The organism is Streptomyces sp. NPDC001222, assembly GCF_042896945.1.
Classification (GTDB): domain Bacteria; phylum Actinomycetota; class Actinomycetes; order Streptomycetales; family Streptomycetaceae; genus Streptomyces; species Streptomyces gibsoniae.
Map to the genome: position 1 here is coordinate 153991 of NZ_JBIAXT010000007.1, position 16699 is coordinate 170689.

Sequence of the window (16699 nt, forward strand, 5' to 3'; positions counted from 1 at the left end):
GTTGCGATGTGGCATGAGGGCACTTTCGTACCTGCGTCCGAGCCTAAACCCGGGTCCTCATGCACACCTGTGGGCCCACGCGCTCATGCGTAGCCCCTCTCACCTGCGGGTTTACCCGCCGGGCCCGGTGATCCACCGGGCCCGGGGCGTCCTGTGGACAGCCGTCAGCCGCTGAGCCGCACCGGCATGATCAGGTACTTGTACGCGTCGTCCGCCTCGGCGTCCACGGCCGGCTTGCCGCCGAGCAGCGCGGGCTTCGTGGACGTCGTGAAGGACAGCTGGGCCACCGGGGAGTCGATGGCGCTCAGACCGTCCAGCAGGAAGGTCGGGTTGAAGGCGATCGAGATGTCGTCGCCCTCCAGGTGGGCGTCGACCCTTTCCACAGCCTGTGCGTCGTCGCTGGAGCCGGCCTCCAGGATCAGCACGCCCTGCTCGAAGCTGAGCCGCACCGGGGTGTTGCGCTCGGCGACCAGGGCCACGCGCTTGACGGCCTCCACGAAGGGGGCGGTCTCGATGGTCGCCACCGAGTTGAACTCCGTCGGGAACAGCGTGCGGTACTTCGGGAGGTCGCCCTCCAGCAGACGGGTCGTCGTACGCCGGCCGGCGCCCTCGAAACCGATGAGTCCCTCGCCCGCACCCGAGCCGGACAGCGCCAGGATCACGGAGTCACCGCTCGTCAGCGCCTTGGCGGTGTCCAGGAGGGTCTTGGCGGGCACCAGGGCGACCGCGGACGCGTCCGGGTTCTCCGGCTTCCACAGGAACTCGCGGACCGCGAAGCGGTAGCGGTCGGTGGAGGCCAGCGTGACCGTGTCGCCCTCGATCTCGATGCGGACACCGGTGAGCACGGGCAGGGTGTCGTCGCGGCCGGCGGCGATGGCGACCTGCTGCACGGCGGAGGCGAAGACCTCGCCCGGGACCGTGCCCGTCGCGTTCGGCATCTGGGGCAGCGCCGGGTACTCCTCCACAGGGAGGGTGTGGAGGGTGAACCGCGAGGAGCCGCAGACCACCGTCGCCCGTACACCGTCTGTGGAGATCTCCACCGGGCGGTTGGGGAGGGCGCGGGAGATGTCGGCGAGGAGACGGCCGGACACGAGGACCGTGCCCTCCTCCTCGACCTCGGCCTCCACCGACACGCGCGCCGAGACCTCGTAGTCGAAGCTGGAGAGGCTCAGCTGACCGTCCTCGGCCTTCAGCAGCAGGCCGGCGAGGACAGGCGCCGGCGGACGGGCCGGGAGGCTGCGCGCCGCCCAGGCCACTGCCTCCGCGAGTACGTCGCGTTCCACCCGGATCTTCACCGTAAGCCGCCTCCTGCTGTTGCCGGCGTTCTCGCCCTGCTGGCCTTCTCGTCTGACTCGGTGTCGAGAGCCCCTGTGACGGGAAGGACACCGGGGACCAGTCTGACGCACACCGCTGACAGTCGGTGCCTCTCGGGGTCAAGTCGTGATGAGGCGCGGTCGACGGCCGGAGGGCGAGTTGTGCACAGGCCCCGCTTCCAGACGAATTCCCCGGACTCTCTGAGTAGGGGTAGTAGTAGGGCCTGTGGAAACCGTGGATAACTGCGTTTTCCCAGCTCAGCGGCAAGATTTTGTCCACTGACCCTGTGGGCGGCGGCGGTGGACAACCAGGCGTATCTGTGGAGAACGGAAAGTTCTGCACACCCCGTGCACAGCCGAGGGGCACTTCTCCCCAGTGCCGTCCCCAGCTTTACCCACCTTTCCCACAGCCCAACCAGGCACCTTGGTGTGACGCCTTTCACTCCGTCCGGTGAGAAGCCGCGTCACGTTGCCGAACAGTGGACAGGCATGTGGAGAAGCTGGGGAACACTGGGGACAACCGGCCACAGTCTGTGGGTCGTCGGTGGACAACTTCGTACACAGCCTGTGGATCTTTGTTTCGTCCACAGTCTGTGGAGATCGTTCGTCCACCAATCCACAAGCGGCTGACCTGGCGGGATGGTCTTTCGACGGGTCGGCCTGTGGATGCGATCTGGACAACTCGGCAGTCCCCAGCATGTGGACGGAAGAAAGTCGCCGTATCTGTGGAGAGTGGCCGTAACCCGGCAGGTATTCGAACAGCAGGTTGCCGACGAGCTGACCGCAGAGGGACCCCGCTTCCTCGGGAGCGGGCGCACGCGGGGGCCCGAGGAACGGGACGAGAGGGCGTCCGGAAGCGTCCGGAGGCGCCCGCCCGGGGCCCCACAGGGTGCCCGGGAACGGCCGGGGCGCCCCTGGGGAAGATTCCCGGGGGCGCCCTCAGCGGTGGTGCGCGGGTGCGGCCGTCAGCCGTTCTTGATGCGGTTCGTCAGCTCGGTGACCTGGTTGTAGATGGAGCGCCGCTCGGCCATCAGCGCGCGGATCTTGCGGTCGGCGTGCATCACCGTCGTGTGGTCGCGGCCCCCGAACTGGGCGCCGATCTTCGGCAGCGACAGATCCGTCAGCTCACGGCACAGATACATCGCGATCTGCCGGGCGGTCACCAGGGCCCGACCGCGCGAGGTGCCGCACAGGTCCTCCACCGTCAGGCCGAAGTAGTCGGCGGTGGCGGCCATGATGGCCGTCGCGGTGATCTCGGGCGCCGCGTCCTCGCCGCCGGGGATCAGGTCCTTCAGCACGATCTCCGTCAGACCGAGGTCCACGGGCTGACGGTTGAGCGACGCGAACGCCGTCACCCGGATCAGCGCGCCCTCCAGCTCCCGGATGTTCCGCGAGATGCGGGAGGCGATGAACTCCAGTACCTCCGGCGGGGCGTTGAGCTGTTCCTGCACCGCCTTCTTGCGCAGGATCGCGATACGCGTCTCCAGCTCGGGCGGCTGGACGTCGGTGATCAGGCCCCACTCGAAGCGGTTGCGCAGCCGGTCCTCCAGGGTGACCAACTGCTTGGGCGGCCGGTCCGAGGACAGCACGATCTGCTTGTTGGCGTTGTGGAGCGTGTTGAAGGTGTGGAAGAACTCCTCCTGCGTCGACTCCTTCTGCGCCAGGAACTGGATGTCGTCGACCAGCAGGATGTCCATGTCGCGGTAGCGCTTGCGGAACGCGTCCGCCTTGCCGTCGCGGATCGAGTTGATGAACTCGTTGGTGAACTCCTCGGAGCTCACGTACCGCACCCGGGTGCCCGGGTAGAGGCTGCGCGCGTAGTGGCCGATGGCATGCAGCAGATGCGTCTTGCCGAGGCCCGACTCGCCGTAGATGAAGAGGGGGTTGTACGCCTTCGCCGGTGCCTCGGCGACGGCGACCGCGGCCGCGTGCGCGAACCGGTTCGAGGCGCCGATGACGAACGTGTCGAAGAGGTACTTCGGGTTGAGCCGCGCGGTGGGCTCGCCCGGGCCGGTCGCCGGCGCGGGCTGCGCGGCCAGCGGGCCGGGCGCGCCGGTGGGGGGCAGGCCCGGGCCCGCCGGACCGCCCCGGTGCACATGGCCGCCGCCGGAGGGTGGCTCCGGCAGCTCGCGCCGGTCCGGGCGCGACTGGTCGAAGTCGGAGCGCGCGCCGTCGTAGTCCGGGCGCTGCTGCTCGTACGGCGAGCGCTCCAGTGACTGCGTGCGGTAGTCGGGCGCCGGCGTCGCGTACGGGTCGCGCTCGGGAAAGCCGAGACGCTGCTGCTGCCAGCCGTAGTCGTCCTGCGACGAGCGCGGCCAGGCGCCGGGCTCGGGGCGCTGGTACTCCCCCGGATACGCGGGACGGGCGTGCGGCAGCTGGTCGGCGCGGGTGCGCGGGAGCTGGTCCGTGCGGGCGGCCGGGGGCTGGTCCGCGGGGGCGGTGGGCAGCTGGTCGGCCCGGCCCGCTCGGTGGTCGTCCGCGCGGTGGCGGCCGTATCCCTCGTAACCGCTCCGGGAGTCGTAGGGGTCGCGACCGGGGAGCTCGGGCTCCTCGTAGCGCGGCTGGGCGGACGGGGCCGGTGCCGGGGGCTCGCCCGCGGAGTCGTCGACGGTGATCGCGATGCGGATGGGGCGGCCGCACTCACGGCTGAGCGTGTCGCTGACGATCGGCGCCAGCCGGCCTTCCAGGACACCCTTCGCGAACTCGTTCGGCACCGCGAGCAGGGCGGTGTCGGCGACCAGCGCCAGCGGCTGGCAGCGCCGGATCCAGTGCTCGTCCTTCGCCTCGACCCCCGGCCCACGCCCCTCACCGAGGAGCTGCTCGAGTACTCGCGGCCACACTGCGGCAAGATCGGCAGGTACGTCAGCCACAGGGCACGCTCTCTCACAGGTCCCACGCACACGCGGTCGCGGGAGGGTCGGAATACAGGTCGGGCGGGTCGGGCCCGGGACGAAACAGCTGGGCGGGCGCCAAGGGAACGAATCGGAGTCCAGTCACGGTAGTCAGGGCGACCGGCGTGGTTCAAGTTGTTGTCCCCAGCCTGTGGACAAGTGTCTCTCATGGCTCGCTGGTTTGACCGGACGGCGCGGGCCCGCGTACCGTAACCAGGTCGAGTTGTCGATGGCTGCTGCCGCCTGCCTCCGATGGGCACAGATCACGTACCAGTTCCGACCAGGGAACATGTCGGTGATCGGGAAGCGGTGCACTCGGGCGTAATGCGAGCTACTCGTGGGCGCACGGTGACAGCCAGGCGACACCCCGCCAACCACCGAATCATTACTGGAGCCCCCGAGTGAGCAAGCGCACCTTCCAGCCGAACAACCGTCGTCGCGCGAAGACCCACGGCTTCCGGCTGCGTATGCGCACCCGTGCCGGCCGCGCCATCCTGGCGTCCCGCCGTAGCAAGGGTCGCGCCCGTCTGTCCGCCTGATCGCGCACAGGTCATGACGTGCTGCCTACCGAGCATCGGCTGAGGCGGCGCGAGGACTTCGCGACCGCGGTACGCCGAGGACGTCGGGCCGGACGCCCGCTTCTCGTCGTCCACCTTCGTAGCGGTGCCACGGACCCGCACGCGCCTGGGGAGAGCGCTCCCCCGACGCGTGCGGGTTTCGTCGTGAGCAAGGCCGTGGGCGGAGCGGTCATACGCAACAAGGTGAAGCGCAGGCTTCGCCATCTCATGCGAGACCGAGTGGCCCTGTTGCCCCCCGGTAGCCTGGTAGTCGTACGAGCGCTGCCCGGATCGGGTGACGCCGACCCTGCACAGCTGGCCCGAGACCTGGACGCCGCCCTGCAGCGGCTGCTGGGAGGAGGGGGCGCGCGATGAAGTACCCACTGCTGGCCCTGATCAAGATCTACCAGTGGACGATCAGTCCACTGCTGGGGCCGGTGTGCAAGTACTACCCCTCGTGTTCTCACTACGGCTACACAGCCATCGACCGGCACGGTGCGATCAAGGGAACGGCACTGACCGCCTGGCGCATCCTGCGATGCAATCCGTGGTCGCTCGGCGGTGTGGATTATGTCCCGCCGCGCAAGCGCCCGCGGTGGCACGAAATGCTGCGCGACGCCTGGCGCGCACGCAAGGGCGGGCCCTCCGCCGCCGAACCGGCCACCGAGGGGAACCTCTCCTCGAGCCCGGCCGCAGAGACCTCGTCCCATGCCCAAGGAGCATGATTAGTGGACACGATTGCCAGCCTCTTCAGCTTCATCACGACACCTGTCTCCTGGGTCATCGTCCAGTTCCACACGGTGTATGGCGCGATCTTCGGCGCCGACACGGGTTGGGCCTGGGGCCTGTCCATCGTGTCCCTGGTGATTCTGATCCGTATCTGCCTGGTCCCGCTCTTCGTGAAGCAGATCAAGGCGACTCGGGCGATGCAGACGCTGCAGCCCGAAATGAAGAAGATCCAGGAGCGCTACAAGAACGACAAGCAGCGCCAGTCCGAAGAGATGATGAAGCTGTACAAGGAGTCGGGTACCAACCCGCTCTCCTCGTGCCTTCCCATCCTGGCGCAGTCCCCGTTCTTCTTCGCCCTCTACCACGTGCTCAACGGCATCGCGACGGGCAAGACGATCGGCGTCATCAACGAGCCGCTGCTCGCCAGCGCCCGTAAGGCGCACATCGTCGGTGCCCCGCTGGCCGCGAAGTTCACCGACGGTGCGGACAAGGTCGCCGCCCTCGGCGCCTCGCTGACCGACGTGCGGGTCGTCACCGCGATCATGATCGTCCTGATGTCGGCGTCGCAGTTCTACACGCAGCGCCAGCTGATGACGAAGAACGTCGACACCACGGTGAAGACGCCGTTCATGCAGCAGCAGAAGATGCTGATGTACGTCTTCCCGGTCATGTTCGCCGTCTTCGGTATCAACTTCCCGGTCGGTGTCCTCGTCTACTGGCTGACCACCAACGTGTGGACCATGGGCCAGCAGATGTACGTCATCCACAACAACCCGACCCCGGGTTCCAAGGCTCAGGCCGCCTACCTGGAGCGTCTGACCAAGCACGTCACGCACCACGGCAAGATCCGCAGGCGGAGCGAGAAGGCCATCGTCAAGGCGATCGTCGCCAAGGGCCGTGACCGCAACGAGTTCGAGCGCAAGTTCATCAACGGTCTCACCAAGGCGGGCCTCGCGGCCCAGGCCGACGGCACCGTGGAGAAGAGCGAGGCCGTGGCCGTCGCCACCGTCGAGGACGGTACGCCGGGCACCGGGGCCCCCAAGCGCCAGCAGCCCAAGCGGCAGACCAAGTCCCAGCGTCAGTCCGGTGGGCCCAAGTCGGCGGATGATTCCGAGGAGTCGCCTTCGTCGCCGTCGCTGACCAAGTCCGACGAGCCGCAGGACAGCAAGCCGGGCGACACCGCCAAGAAGAAGCAGCCCGGCTCCAGTACCCGCAGCAGGGCTCAGTCCGGCCAGCGCAAGGGGCCGCAGCGGCCCAAGTCCCCGTCCAAGAAGTAAGAAGGAGTCCATCCCGTGACGGAAGGCACCACCTCCGCGGCTGCCGAGGGTGCAGACACCCTGACCCGCCTGGAGCAGGAGGGCGAGATCGCGGCGGACTACCTCGAGGGTCTGCTGGACATCGCCGATCTCGACGGCGACATCGACATGGACGTCGAGGCCGACCGCGCGTCCGTGTCGATCATCAGCGACACGGCCAGCCGGGATCTGCAGAAGCTGGTCGGTCGTGACGGCGAGGTGCTGGAGGCACTCCAGGAGCTGACGCGCCTGGCCGTGCACCGGGAGACGGGCGACCGCAGCCGGCTGATGCTGGACGTCGCCGGATACCGCGCCAAGAAGCGTGCGGAGCTCTCGGAACTCGGCGCCGAGGCGGTGGCCGAGGTCAAGAGCTCCGGCGAGCCCGTCAAGCTCAAGCCGATGACGCCCTTCGAGCGCAAGGTCGTCCATGACGCGGTCAAGGCCGCGGGCCTGCGCAGCGAGTCCGAGGGCGAGGAGCCGCAGCGCTTCGTTGTCGTGCTTCCTGCCTGAATCGGTTCGCAGCTTTCTCCGGCCCCGTCTGTTGAGCAGGCGGGGCCGAACTTTGTCAGCCTGTAGTTCCTGGCGGCTGTGTGCCCGGCAGCCGGTAGTCCCTGATAGTTCTGGTGGTCTGCGCTCAGTGCGCTCGTGCGGTACGGAAGGACGGTCCCCGTGACGGAGGCAGCAGCGCTTCCCCCTGCGCCGGAGCAGGCGCGCGAGGTGTTCGGTGATCGCTTCGCGGATGCGGTCCGCTATGCGGAACTGCTCGCGGAAGCGGGTGTGCAGCGCGGTCTCATCGGCCCGAGGGAAGTGCCCCGGCTGTGGGAGCGTCATCTGCTGAACTGCGCGGTGCTCTCGGAGGTCGTGCCCGAGGGGGTCACCGTGTGCGATGTGGGCTCCGGTGCCGGACTACCCGGCATTCCCCTCGCGCTCGTCCGGGAGGACCTGAAGATCACGCTGCTGGAGCCCTTGCTGCGGCGCACCAACTTCCTCAGCGAGGTCGTCGAGCTGCTGGGGCTGGACCACGTGACCGTCGTCCGTGGTCGCGCCGAGGAGGTCATGGGCAAGATCCAGCCGGTCCATGTGGTCACCGCCCGGGCCGTTGCCCCGCTGGACCGTCTGGCCACCTGGGGCATCCCCCTGCTGCGCCCCTACGGGGAGATGCTTGCTCTGAAGGGTGACACGGCCGAGGAGGAGCTGAAGAGCGCCGCCACCGCCCTGGCGAAACTTGGCGCCGTGGAGACATCCATCCTCCATGTCGGCGAGGGCATTGTGGAGCCGCTGTCGACCGTGGTGCGGGTAGAGGTGGGGGAAAGCCCCGGCGGTGTACGCTTCGCGGCCAAGCGGGCGAAGGCGGCCCGTACGGGGCGGACGCGACGGCGCCGCTGATCGGGCGCGCATTCTCGATGAGCCCTCGTACTCCACACAAGCTGCCCCGTCTACGCATCTCGGAGTGTCGCGGAGGTCCGGTCAGGGCCGCTGTGCATCGTGTTTCACGTGAAACGTCGCTCACTCCTGCACGGCATCATCAGTCGCGGCCGGGCTGCGGCCGAACCCCGCGACCGCAAACCGCTCGGAACCCTCGGAGAGGTGTCCACCTCGAGGGCTTCGTCCCCCGTGAAGGGCACGGAGTTGTCCACAGAGGTGGATTTCTCCACAGAAGGCCAGACCTCACTGGTTCACGACCCCGAAGGCATGGGAGGCTCTGTTCATTGCGAGCCTGTAGTCGAGGAGAGTGAATCCTTGCGGTCCGACGCCAACATCGCGGGACCGATGACCGATCCGGTCCCCGGTCCCCGTACCGAATCGATGGGGGAGGATGTTTCACGTGAAACACCGCCCCCGATGGACGACACTCCCATCGGTCGTGCTGCCCAACTGGCGGTGGAGGCACTGGGGCGCGCCGGTGAGGGCCTGCCGCGACCCGAGCAGACCCGGGTCATCGTGGTCGCCAACCAGAAGGGCGGGGTGGGTAAGACCACGACGACGGTCAACCTCGCCGCGTCACTTGCGCTCCACGGTGGCCGTGTCCTGGTGATCGACCTCGACCCTCAGGGCAATGCATCCACTGCGCTGGGGATCGACCACCACGCAGAAGTTCCTTCCATCTACGACGTCTTGGTCGAGAGCAAGCCTCTCGCTGAGGTGGTCCAGCCCGTTCCCGATGTCGAGGGCCTCTTCTGTGCCCCCGCCACCATCGATCTCGCCGGTGCGGAGATCGAGCTGGTGTCTCTCGTGGCCCGGGAGAGCCGGCTGGAGCGCGCGATCCAGGCCTATGAGCAGCCGCTGGACTACATCCTCATCGACTGCCCACCCTCGCTCGGCCTCTTGACGGTCAACGCGTTGGTGGCCGGGCAGGAGGTCCTCATCCCGATCCAGTGCGAGTACTACGCCCTGGAGGGTCTGGGACAGCTGCTGCGTAATGTCGACCTGGTGCGGGGGCACCTCAACCCCGCTCTGCATGTGTCGACCATTCTGCTCACCATGTACGACGGCCGGACGCGCCTTGCGTCTCAGGTCGCGCAAGAGGTGCGCAGCCACTTCGGCGACGAGGTGCTGAGGACGAGCATTCCCCGCTCGGTCCGTATCTCGGAGGCGCCGAGCTACGGACAGACGGTGCTGACCTACGATCCGGGTTCGAGCGGCGCTCTCTCGTATCTTGAGGCGGCACGGGAAATCGCGCTCAAGGGTGTCGGCGTCAGCTATGACGCGCAGCACGCCCACATGGGCGCCCAGACGGAACAGAGCATGGTGGAGGGGATCCAGTGAGCGAGCGACGGAGGGGGCTGGGCCGTGGTCTCGGCGCACTGATCCCTGCCGCCCCGACAGGAGAGAAGGCGACGGCCCCGGCTGCGGCAGTCGGCGGTCCGTCCGCCGCGCCCGGGGCGGGGCCGGTACTGACCACGGACCGAGGAGTGGCGGCCGCGAAGGTGGCCACACTTCCGTCTGTTTCACATGAAACCGAGGAGCCGACGGTCGGCACCACGGAGACCGCCGTGTCTCCGGTGGGTGCCCACTTCGCCGAGCTGCCCCTCGACTCGATCACGCCGAACCCCCGGCAGCCTCGTGAGGTGTTCGACGAGGACGCGCTCGCCGAGCTCGTCACCTCCATCAAGGAGGTCGGGCTGCTCCAGCCGATCGTGGTGCGGCAGCTGGCGTCCTCGCGCTATGAGCTCATCATGGGCGAGCGGCGCTGGCGGGCCTGCCGTGAGGCCGGTCTGGAGGCCATCCCGGCGATCGTGCGGGCCACGGACGACGAGAAGCTTCTCCTGGACGCCCTTCTGGAGAACCTGCACCGGGCTCAGCTGAATCCGCTGGAAGAAGCTGCCGCCTACGACCAGCTCCTCAAGGACTTCAACTGCACCCATGACCAACTGGCCGACCGCATCGGCCGGTCGCGCCCGCAGGTGTCCAACACGCTGCGGCTGCTGAAGCTGTCGCCGGCTGTGCAGCGCCGGGTAGCCGCCGGGGTGCTGTCCGCCGGACATGCCCGAGCCCTGCTGTCCGTGGAGGACTCGGAGGAGCAGGACCGGCTGGCTCACCGGATCGTGGCCGAGGGTCTGTCCGTGCGGGCCGTCGAGGAGATCGTCACGCTCATGGGGTCCCGGCCGCAGAGTGCGCCGCGCTCCAAGGGGCCGCGCGCCGGTGCTCGTGTCTCTCCCGCGCTCAGCGACCTGGCCGGCCGGCTCTCGGATCGTTTCGAGACCCGGGTGAAGGTCGACCTCGGTCAGAAGAAGGGCAAGATCACCGTCGAGTTCGCTTCGATGGACGATCTCGAGCGGATTCTGAGCACCCTCGCGCCGGGTGAGGGGCCGGTCCTTCAGCGGAGCCTGGTGGATGACGACATCGAGGAGCCGGAGGACTGAGTCTCCCGGTGACGTCGGCTGGCGATGTCGGCCGGGGCCGATCGATCCATGGGGAGAAGGCGGGCTGTGTCCGGTGTGTACCGGAACACGGCCCGCTCTTTGCTTTCAGGCGGTATCGAGGGAATCGCATCATGGATACGATGCGATCGGGTATGGCGCATCCACCTGGCAGTACCTTCAGTGGGGAGGCGGGGGCCATGCGAGCCATGAGCCGTACCGGACTGGTGACTGCGGGCTTGAGCCTGGGGGCGGTCGGCGGGTTCGTCGGCAGCCTGCTCAGGGAGCGGAGCGCTCTGACAGCCGCCCGTGGCGCTGCGGGCGAAGGAAGTGAGGAACTGCCTTCATGGGGCGTCGGCTCGTACCGCTCACGCTGGACAACCTTCCGGACCTTCCCAAGCGCTGTCGCGCGTGTGTCTTCTGGGAGTTGGACCCCGTCAGTGGTGAGGCAGCGGTAAAGGCCGGAACCTCCGGGCTGGAGAAGGAGGCGTGGATCTCCGCCGTTCTGCTGGACTGGGGTTCGTGCGGCCGGGTGGTCTATGTCGACGAAGTCCCGGTGGGTTTCGTCCTCTACGCGCCGCCTGCCTATGTCCCGCGCTCCACGGCGTTCCCCACGAGCCCGGTCTCTCCGGACGCGGTCCAGTTGATGACCGCCTTCATCATGCCGGGGTACCAGGGCCAAGGGCTCGGACGTGTCATGGTGCAGACGGTGGCCAAGGATCTGCTGCGGCGTGGCTTCAAGGCGATCGAGGCCTTTGGTGACGCCCGCTGGAAGGAGCCGGCCTGTCTCCTTCCAGCCGACCATCTTCTGGCCGTGGGCTTCAAGACGGTACGCCCGCACCCCACATATCCCCGGCTGCGGCTGGAGCTGCGTTCGACGCTCTCCTGGAAGGAAGACGTCGAGATGGCCCTGGACCGGCTTCTGGGAGCCGTACAGAAGGAGCCGGCGCTGCGGCCGCTGTAAGGGCCACTCATGCGAATGGGCCAGCCCTGGTGGGCTGGCCCATTCGTGTTTCACGTGAAACATCGCCGCTTCGGCTCAGCGGCGGTCTCGCTCACTTCTCGGCGATGAAGTCCTCGAGGTCTCGGACGATCGCAGCCTTCGGCTTGGCACCGACGATGGTCTTGGCGACCTCGCCACCCTGGTAGACGTTCAGGGTCGGGATCGACATGACACCGTACTTGGCTGCCGTGGCGGGGTTCTCGTCGATGTTGAGCTTGACGATCTCGATCTTGTCGCCGTACTCGGAGGCGATTGCCTCCAGCGAGGGGGCGATCTGGCGGCACGGACCGCACCAGGCGGCCCAGAAGTCCACCAGGACGGGCTTGTCGCTCTTGAGCACGTCCTGCTCAAAAGAGTCGTCGGTCACGTTCTTCAGGGTGCCGGCCACAGTGGGCTCCTTAACTCGGTGGTGCGGTGGGGCGGGAGGGGTCAGACGGTGGTCTTCTCGGGCTCCGCCTGCTGCTCGCTGTCCGCGAGAGCGGCGAGGAAACGCTCGGCGTCGAGAGCCGCGGAGCAGCCGGTGCCGGCCGCGGTGATCGCCTGCCGGTAGGTGTGGTCGACGACGTCACCGGCGCCGAAGACACCCGTCAGGTTGGTCCGGGTCGAGGGGGCGTCCACCTTCAGGTAGCCCTCCTCGTCGAGGTCCAGCTGCCCCTTGAAGAGCTCGGTGCGCGGGTCGTGGCCGATCGCGATGAACAGACCGGTCACCGGGAGCTCCGACAGCTCGCCGGTCTTCAGGTTGCGCAGCGTCAGGCTCTCCAGCTTCGGGCTGCCCTTGATCTCGGCGACTTCGCTGTCCCAGACGAACTTGATCTTCGGGTCGGCGAACGCACGGTCCTGCATCGCCTTGGAGGCGCGCAGGGTGTCACGGCGGTGGACGATCGTGACCGACTTGGCGAAGCGCGACAGGAAGGTGGCCTCCTCCATCGCGGTGTCGCCGCCGCCGATCACGGCGATGTCCTGGTCCTTGAAGAAGAACCCGTCACAGGTGGCGCACCAGGAGACGCCGCGGCCGGAGAGGGCGTCCTCGTTCGGCAGACCCAGCTTGCGGTGCTGGGAGCCGGTGGTGACGATGACGGCCTTCGCCTTGTGGACCGTGCCGGCAGTGTCCGTGACCGTCTTGATCTCACCGCTGAGGTCGACAGAGACGACATCGTCCGGGATCAGTTCGGCACCGAAGCGCTCGGCCTGCGCGCGCATGTTGTCCATGAGCTCGGGGCCCATGATGCCGTCCTGGAAGCCGGGGAAGTTCTCCACCTCGGTCGTGTTCATCAGGGCACCGCCCGCGGTGACGGCGCCCTCGAACACCAGCGGCTTCAGGGAAGCGCGGGCGGTGTAGAGCGCCGCCGTGTAGCCGGCGGGCCCGGAGCCGATGATGATCACGTTACGGACGTCGCTCACGGCTTCATTCCTCGTCTCTGGAGACTGCTGCTGCATCTGCCGGTGGGAGCATCTCTCAGTACTCTCACCCCACCCAACGGATCCTAAGGGGCGCGCATTCCCGGTGTGTCCGGGCACACGCAGTACCCTGCACCGCACACAGATGCCAACCCAAACCCGGGCAGGGACCGTCCGACGCGGGAGCCCTCAGGGGCGTGCGTACGAACGCGTCAGCAGCACCGTGCCGGGCGTGACCGATGCCTTCTTCACACAGGAGGCATCGACGATATAGGCCGTGACCTTGGTGGGGACGGAGGCGTCGGGGGCGACGAGCAGATAGACGAGGGTTCCCTGGTACACACCCTTGTCGGAGGCGAGCACGGGCTGGTCGGTGTGGATGGCCTGCTCGACGCAGCTCGGCACGCTGCCGGTGGTGTCCTGGAAGGTCCTGTTGGGCTCCATGCCCGAGGACCCCGTCGTGTCACCTTGGGACTCGACGCCCCAGGGCTTGCTGCTGCCGGCCCGGGCCCCGCCTGTCTTCTGTCCGGCGAGCAGGTCGGTCACCTGCTTCTCCAGGGTGGCTCCGGCGTAGGTGTGGGCCGCGTCGGTGTGCAGCGCGGTGGGCCTGTTCGGGGTCTTGGCCGTGTCGCTGCCGCCCAGGGTTTGCACCAACAGGGCGCCCAGGCCGAGGGCCGCGGTCGTGAAGACGGCTCCCAGAGCGACGGCCCTACGGCCGCCGCGGCGTGTGCGCTGTGTACGGCCGGGTCCCGTTGCCGCGCGGCTGTGGCCCGAAGGGCGGTCGGTCGGAGAGGTGGTCGATGTTTCACGTGAAACATGCGGGACGGCCGACCTCGCGGAGGGAGTCTCGGTGCCGCCGGGTGCCACTGGTCCCAGCGGGACTTCCGCGGCCAGTGCGGCGTCGATGCGGCTCGCCACATCGTCCGGCATCCGCTGCGGTACCGGCAGTGTGCCCAGGAGACCGCGGATCTCCTCGAGGGAGTCATACACATCGGCGCAGAGGGCGCAGTTCTCCAGATGCCGCCGTAGGTCGGTGGTACGGGACGGCGCGAGGAGCCCCTCGCTGAGGTCGGAGAGCTCTTCGGCGTCCGGGTGTCCGGCCGTGCCGGTCGTGGATGTCACGCTCGCCCACCTCCGCCCTTCACAGCAGCTGAATCGCTTGACCCGGTGTCACGTGGTCCCGCTGCGGGTGGGACGGACGTCCCCTGCGTCCGGTTCCGCCCGCCACCCGACTTCTTGCCGTCCTGGCCGCCGCTCTCCGTCCGTAGATGAGTGAGCAGCGGCAGCAGTCTGGCTCTGCCGCGGGCGCAGCGGCTCTTCACCGTGCCGGTCGGCACATCGAGGATGCGGGCGGCCTCCGCCACCGGGTAGCCCTGCATGTCCACAAGGACCAGGGCGGCCCGCTGGTCGGCCGGAAGAGTGCCCAGGGCTTCCAGCAGCTCGCGGTGCAGATCATTGCGCTCGGCCGGAGCGGCAGCCGACTCGTGCGGCTCCAGGAGCTGCTCCAGCCGTTCCGTGTCATCGACGGGCGAGGTCTTCCTGGACGCCGCCTTGCGGGCACGGTCCAGGCAGGCGTTCACGGTGATCCGGTGCAGCCAGGTCGTGACGGCCGACTGGCCGCGAAAGGTATGGGCGGCCCGATAGGCGGAGACAAGGGCGTCCTGGACGGCGTCAGCGGCCTCCTCGCGGTCCCCCAGCGTCCGCAGGGCCACGGCCCACAGCCGGTCGCGATGCCGACGCACCAGCTCCCCGAAGGCGTCGGGATCGCCCTCTGTATGACGGGCGAGGAGGTCCTGATCGCTTACACCACCGTATGCGGCATCGTCCGCCACCGGACCCCCTCCCCCTCGGTCTGCTCAGCTCGTGAACATCACGTCGGTGATCGCCTGCTTGTAGCCGGCACCGCTGTAGCCGTCGCTGGGCGCCTCTGGCACATCCGTGATCCACAGCAGCACATACTGCGTCTTCACCGACTTCGCCGCCTTCACCGTGAGAGAGGTGCCGGTCGTCGTCGCGGTTCCGATCTCCTTCATCCCGTCGACTCCGGTCGAGGGCGTCAGTGAGTCCGTGGCGTAGAGATGGACCGTTGTGTGGTCGCCGCCGTACCGGAGCCCTATCGACGCGGTCGAGATCTGCTGCGCGGAGCCCAGGTTGTAGACGATGCCCACGCCGGGCTTGTACGGCGCCAGCTTCGGACCCTCGTTGTAGCGCTTGGTCCGCCAGAAAGTGGAGCGGTCACCGTCGTACGTCTTCGCGACGTCGTCGGGTGCCTGGGGGTCACCGCTGGCGACATACTCCTGGGCGCCCTGGATCTTGATCGGGGTGGCGGGTTTGGGCTTGCCGCTGTTCTTGTCGTTCCCGTCGGTCGTCTGCGTCGGATGGGTGTTGTTGGACTTGTCGCCCTGGTCCATCAGAGCCTCGGCCAACTGCCAGCTTCCCAGCCCCAGCGCGGCGATCAGCAGCGCGGACACGACCCACTTGAGGGCCTTGCCGGTACGGCTCTGCAGCGGGGCCGGCGGGGCCGCCACGGGCTGGGTCATGCCGGGGTGGCCCGAGGGACGGCCGTACGTGCCCTGCTGGTACGTCGTGCGCTGGTACTCCGGCGGGGCGGTGAACGCGGGCTCCGGGGGGCGGATGCGGGGCATCTCGCCGACCGCCTTCGCCAGTTCCTCGGGCGTGGTGCACGGGGTCTCGTGGCGGGAGGCGGTGGCACCGTTGTTGGCCAGCGCCCGCATGGAGAGCTCGGACAGCCCACGGTGGACGCCGGCGCGCACCTGGTCGGGAGCGATCAGGCCGACACCCTTGGGCAGCCCGGACAGGCCGAAGGCGTCCTCGTCGTAGGGCCAGCGCTGGGTGAGGGCGGCGTACAGGAGTGCGCCGAGGGCCTCCGTGTCGGTGCGCTGGGGGGTGTCGGATGAGATGCCGCGCAGGGCGGCGTTCACGGCGAGGCCCCGGATGCGCCACTGGCCGGAGGAGGTGCGCAGCACCGTGCCCGGGTTCAGACGCAGATGGGAGAGTCCCTCGCGATGCGCGGCGGCCATCGCCTGGGAGACATGGGTGACCATCTGGTAGGCGTCATGGGCCTCCAGGGGCCCCGACGCCAGCAGGGTGGTCAGCTCGGTGGCGTCGGGCAGCCACTCGTGCACGACATAGACGAGGTCGTTCTCCTCGACGGCGTCCAGCACCTGCACAAAGCGGGGGTCGCCGAGCAGCGCCGACGAGCGGGCCGCGGCCAGCACGGAACGGGCCCTCGGGTGGTCCGACGGCAGCACATGCACACCGACGGCACGGCGGAGCTTCTCGTCCACCGCACGCCAGCTGCTGAAGCCGTCCAGACGGGTGAGACATTCTTCGAGTCGATAGCGTCTGGCGAGTTTGTGGTCGCTGTGCAGCTCGGGGGGTGACGCCTTTCCGGGATGCTCGGTCCCGCCGGCCCCCGGCGACTCGTCGCCGTCCGTTTCCCGATTCCGCATCTGGGCCACCCCGTCGGACGTGGACTGGTCCGCCTTCGCGGTCAGCGGTTCGTCACCGCTGTTGTCTGCCACGTCGACGGCAGCCGTGCTCCGTTCCGCCACCGTCGTTCCTGCCTCCCCATCCGTTGCGCGCTGTCCGACGCAGAAACCAATTGTGCCCACAGTCCGGCGCTATGCACG

At 68.4% G+C, this 16699-nt stretch carries 16 protein-coding genes; 9 read left to right on the plus strand and 7 right to left on the minus strand.

The features are described 5' to 3' along the window. Window positions 1-164: 164 nt before the first annotated feature. Together dnaN and dnaA are read right to left on the minus strand one after the other, a co-directional pair. Entirely contained in the window at window positions 165-1295 is a 1131-nt protein-coding gene (gene dnaN / locus ACFY2Z_RS12855) for a DNA polymerase III subunit beta (RefSeq protein ID WP_390744211.1), read from the minus strand. 983 nt (window positions 1296-2278) lie between these two features. Further along, a complete protein-coding gene (gene dnaA, locus ACFY2Z_RS12860) occupies window positions 2279-4183 on the minus strand; it encodes a chromosomal replication initiator protein DnaA (protein WP_390744212.1) in 1905 nt (634 codons plus the stop codon). A 422-nt stretch (window positions 4184-4605) separates the two neighbouring features. Here dnaA and rpmH point away from each other — a divergent pair, with 422 nt between their 5' ends. The 9 genes from rpmH (at window position 4606) to ACFY2Z_RS12905 (ending at window position 11609) form a co-directional block, all read left to right on the plus strand. Beyond that, window positions 4606-4743, plus strand: coding sequence for a 50S ribosomal protein L34 (rpmH, locus tag ACFY2Z_RS12865; RefSeq protein WP_003956500.1), 138 nt, complete (start codon window positions 4606-4608; stop codon window positions 4741-4743). A gap of 18 nt (window positions 4744-4761) precedes the next feature. After that, window positions 4762-5136 carry a ribonuclease P protein component gene (gene rnpA, locus ACFY2Z_RS12870; RefSeq protein ID WP_311693789.1) on the plus strand — a complete coding sequence of 125 codons (375 nt, stop codon included), beginning with the start codon at window positions 4762-4764 and terminating at the stop codon, window positions 5134-5136. Continuing rightward, complete coding sequence (gene yidD / locus ACFY2Z_RS12875; RefSeq protein WP_390744213.1) at window positions 5133-5486, plus strand: membrane protein insertion efficiency factor YidD; 354 nt, start codon at window positions 5133-5135, stop codon at window positions 5484-5486. The genes rnpA and yidD overlap by 4 nt, the downstream gene beginning before the upstream one ends. A 3-nt stretch (window positions 5487-5489) precedes the next feature. Next, a complete protein-coding gene (gene yidC / locus ACFY2Z_RS12880) occupies window positions 5490-6767 on the plus strand; it encodes a membrane protein insertase YidC (RefSeq protein WP_390744214.1) in 1278 nt (425 codons plus the stop codon). A gap of 15 nt (window positions 6768-6782) precedes the next feature. Further along, complete coding sequence (locus tag ACFY2Z_RS12885) at window positions 6783-7295, plus strand: protein jag (protein ID WP_390744215.1); 513 nt, start codon at window positions 6783-6785, stop codon at window positions 7293-7295. A gap of 159 nt (window positions 7296-7454) precedes the next feature. Next, entirely contained in the window at window positions 7455-8171 is a 717-nt protein-coding gene (rsmG, locus tag ACFY2Z_RS12890; protein WP_390744216.1) for a 16S rRNA (guanine(527)-N(7))-methyltransferase RsmG, read from the plus strand. 306 nt (window positions 8172-8477) lie between these two features. After that, entirely contained in the window at window positions 8478-9551 is a 1074-nt protein-coding gene (locus ACFY2Z_RS12895) for a ParA family protein (protein ID WP_390744342.1), read from the plus strand. Beyond that, complete coding sequence (locus ACFY2Z_RS12900; protein WP_390744217.1) at window positions 9548-10648, plus strand: ParB/RepB/Spo0J family partition protein; 1101 nt, start codon at window positions 9548-9550, stop codon at window positions 10646-10648. Before ACFY2Z_RS12895 ends, ACFY2Z_RS12900 begins: the two co-directional genes overlap by 4 nt. Window positions 10649-10991: 343 nt before the next feature. Then, the gene (locus ACFY2Z_RS12905) at window positions 10992-11609 is read left to right on the plus strand and encodes a GNAT family N-acetyltransferase (protein ID WP_390744218.1); all 618 of its coding nucleotides are present in this window, start codon (window positions 10992-10994) and stop codon (window positions 11607-11609) included. 91 nt (window positions 11610-11700) lie between these two features. Here ACFY2Z_RS12905 and trxA read toward each other — a convergent pair whose 3' ends face one another. The 5 genes from trxA to ACFY2Z_RS12930 form a co-directional block, all read right to left on the minus strand. Next, window positions 11701-12036 carry a thioredoxin gene (gene trxA / locus ACFY2Z_RS12910; protein ID WP_355906675.1) on the minus strand — a complete coding sequence of 112 codons (336 nt, stop codon included), beginning with the start codon at window positions 12034-12036 and terminating at the stop codon, window positions 11701-11703. Between the two features lie 41 nt (window positions 12037-12077). Further along, window positions 12078-13049, minus strand: coding sequence for a thioredoxin-disulfide reductase (gene trxB, locus ACFY2Z_RS12915; RefSeq protein ID WP_355906678.1), 972 nt, complete (start codon window positions 13047-13049; stop codon window positions 12078-12080). Window positions 13050-13235: 186 nt separating this feature from the next. Further along, entirely contained in the window at window positions 13236-14168 is a 933-nt protein-coding gene (locus tag ACFY2Z_RS12920) for an anti-sigma factor family protein (protein WP_390744219.1), read from the minus strand. Beyond that, window positions 14165-14878 carry an RNA polymerase sigma factor SigM gene (gene sigM, locus ACFY2Z_RS12925; protein WP_390744220.1) on the minus strand — a complete coding sequence of 238 codons (714 nt, stop codon included), beginning with the start codon at window positions 14876-14878 and terminating at the stop codon, window positions 14165-14167. Before sigM ends, ACFY2Z_RS12920 begins: the two co-directional genes overlap by 4 nt. Before the next feature lie 24 nt (window positions 14879-14902). Continuing rightward, window positions 14903-16621: a serine/threonine protein kinase gene (locus tag ACFY2Z_RS12930; protein ID WP_390744221.1), complete on the minus strand. Its 1719-nt coding sequence runs from the start codon at window positions 16619-16621 to the stop codon at window positions 14903-14905. Between the last annotated feature and the right edge of the window lie 78 nt (window positions 16622-16699).

Bases quoted from the DNA above. Each gene is read 5' to 3' on its own strand.
- yidD (WP_390744213.1), top strand. From the start codon at position 5,133: ATGAAGTACCCACTGCTGGCCCTGATCAAGATCTACCAGTGGACGATC.
- ACFY2Z_RS12895 (WP_390744342.1), top strand. From the start codon at position 8,478: ATGGGAGGCTCTGTTCATTGCGAGCCTGTAGTCGAGGAGAGTGAATCC.
- ACFY2Z_RS12905 (WP_390744218.1), top strand. From the start codon at position 10,992: ATGGGGCGTCGGCTCGTACCGCTCACGCTGGACAACCTTCCGGACCTT.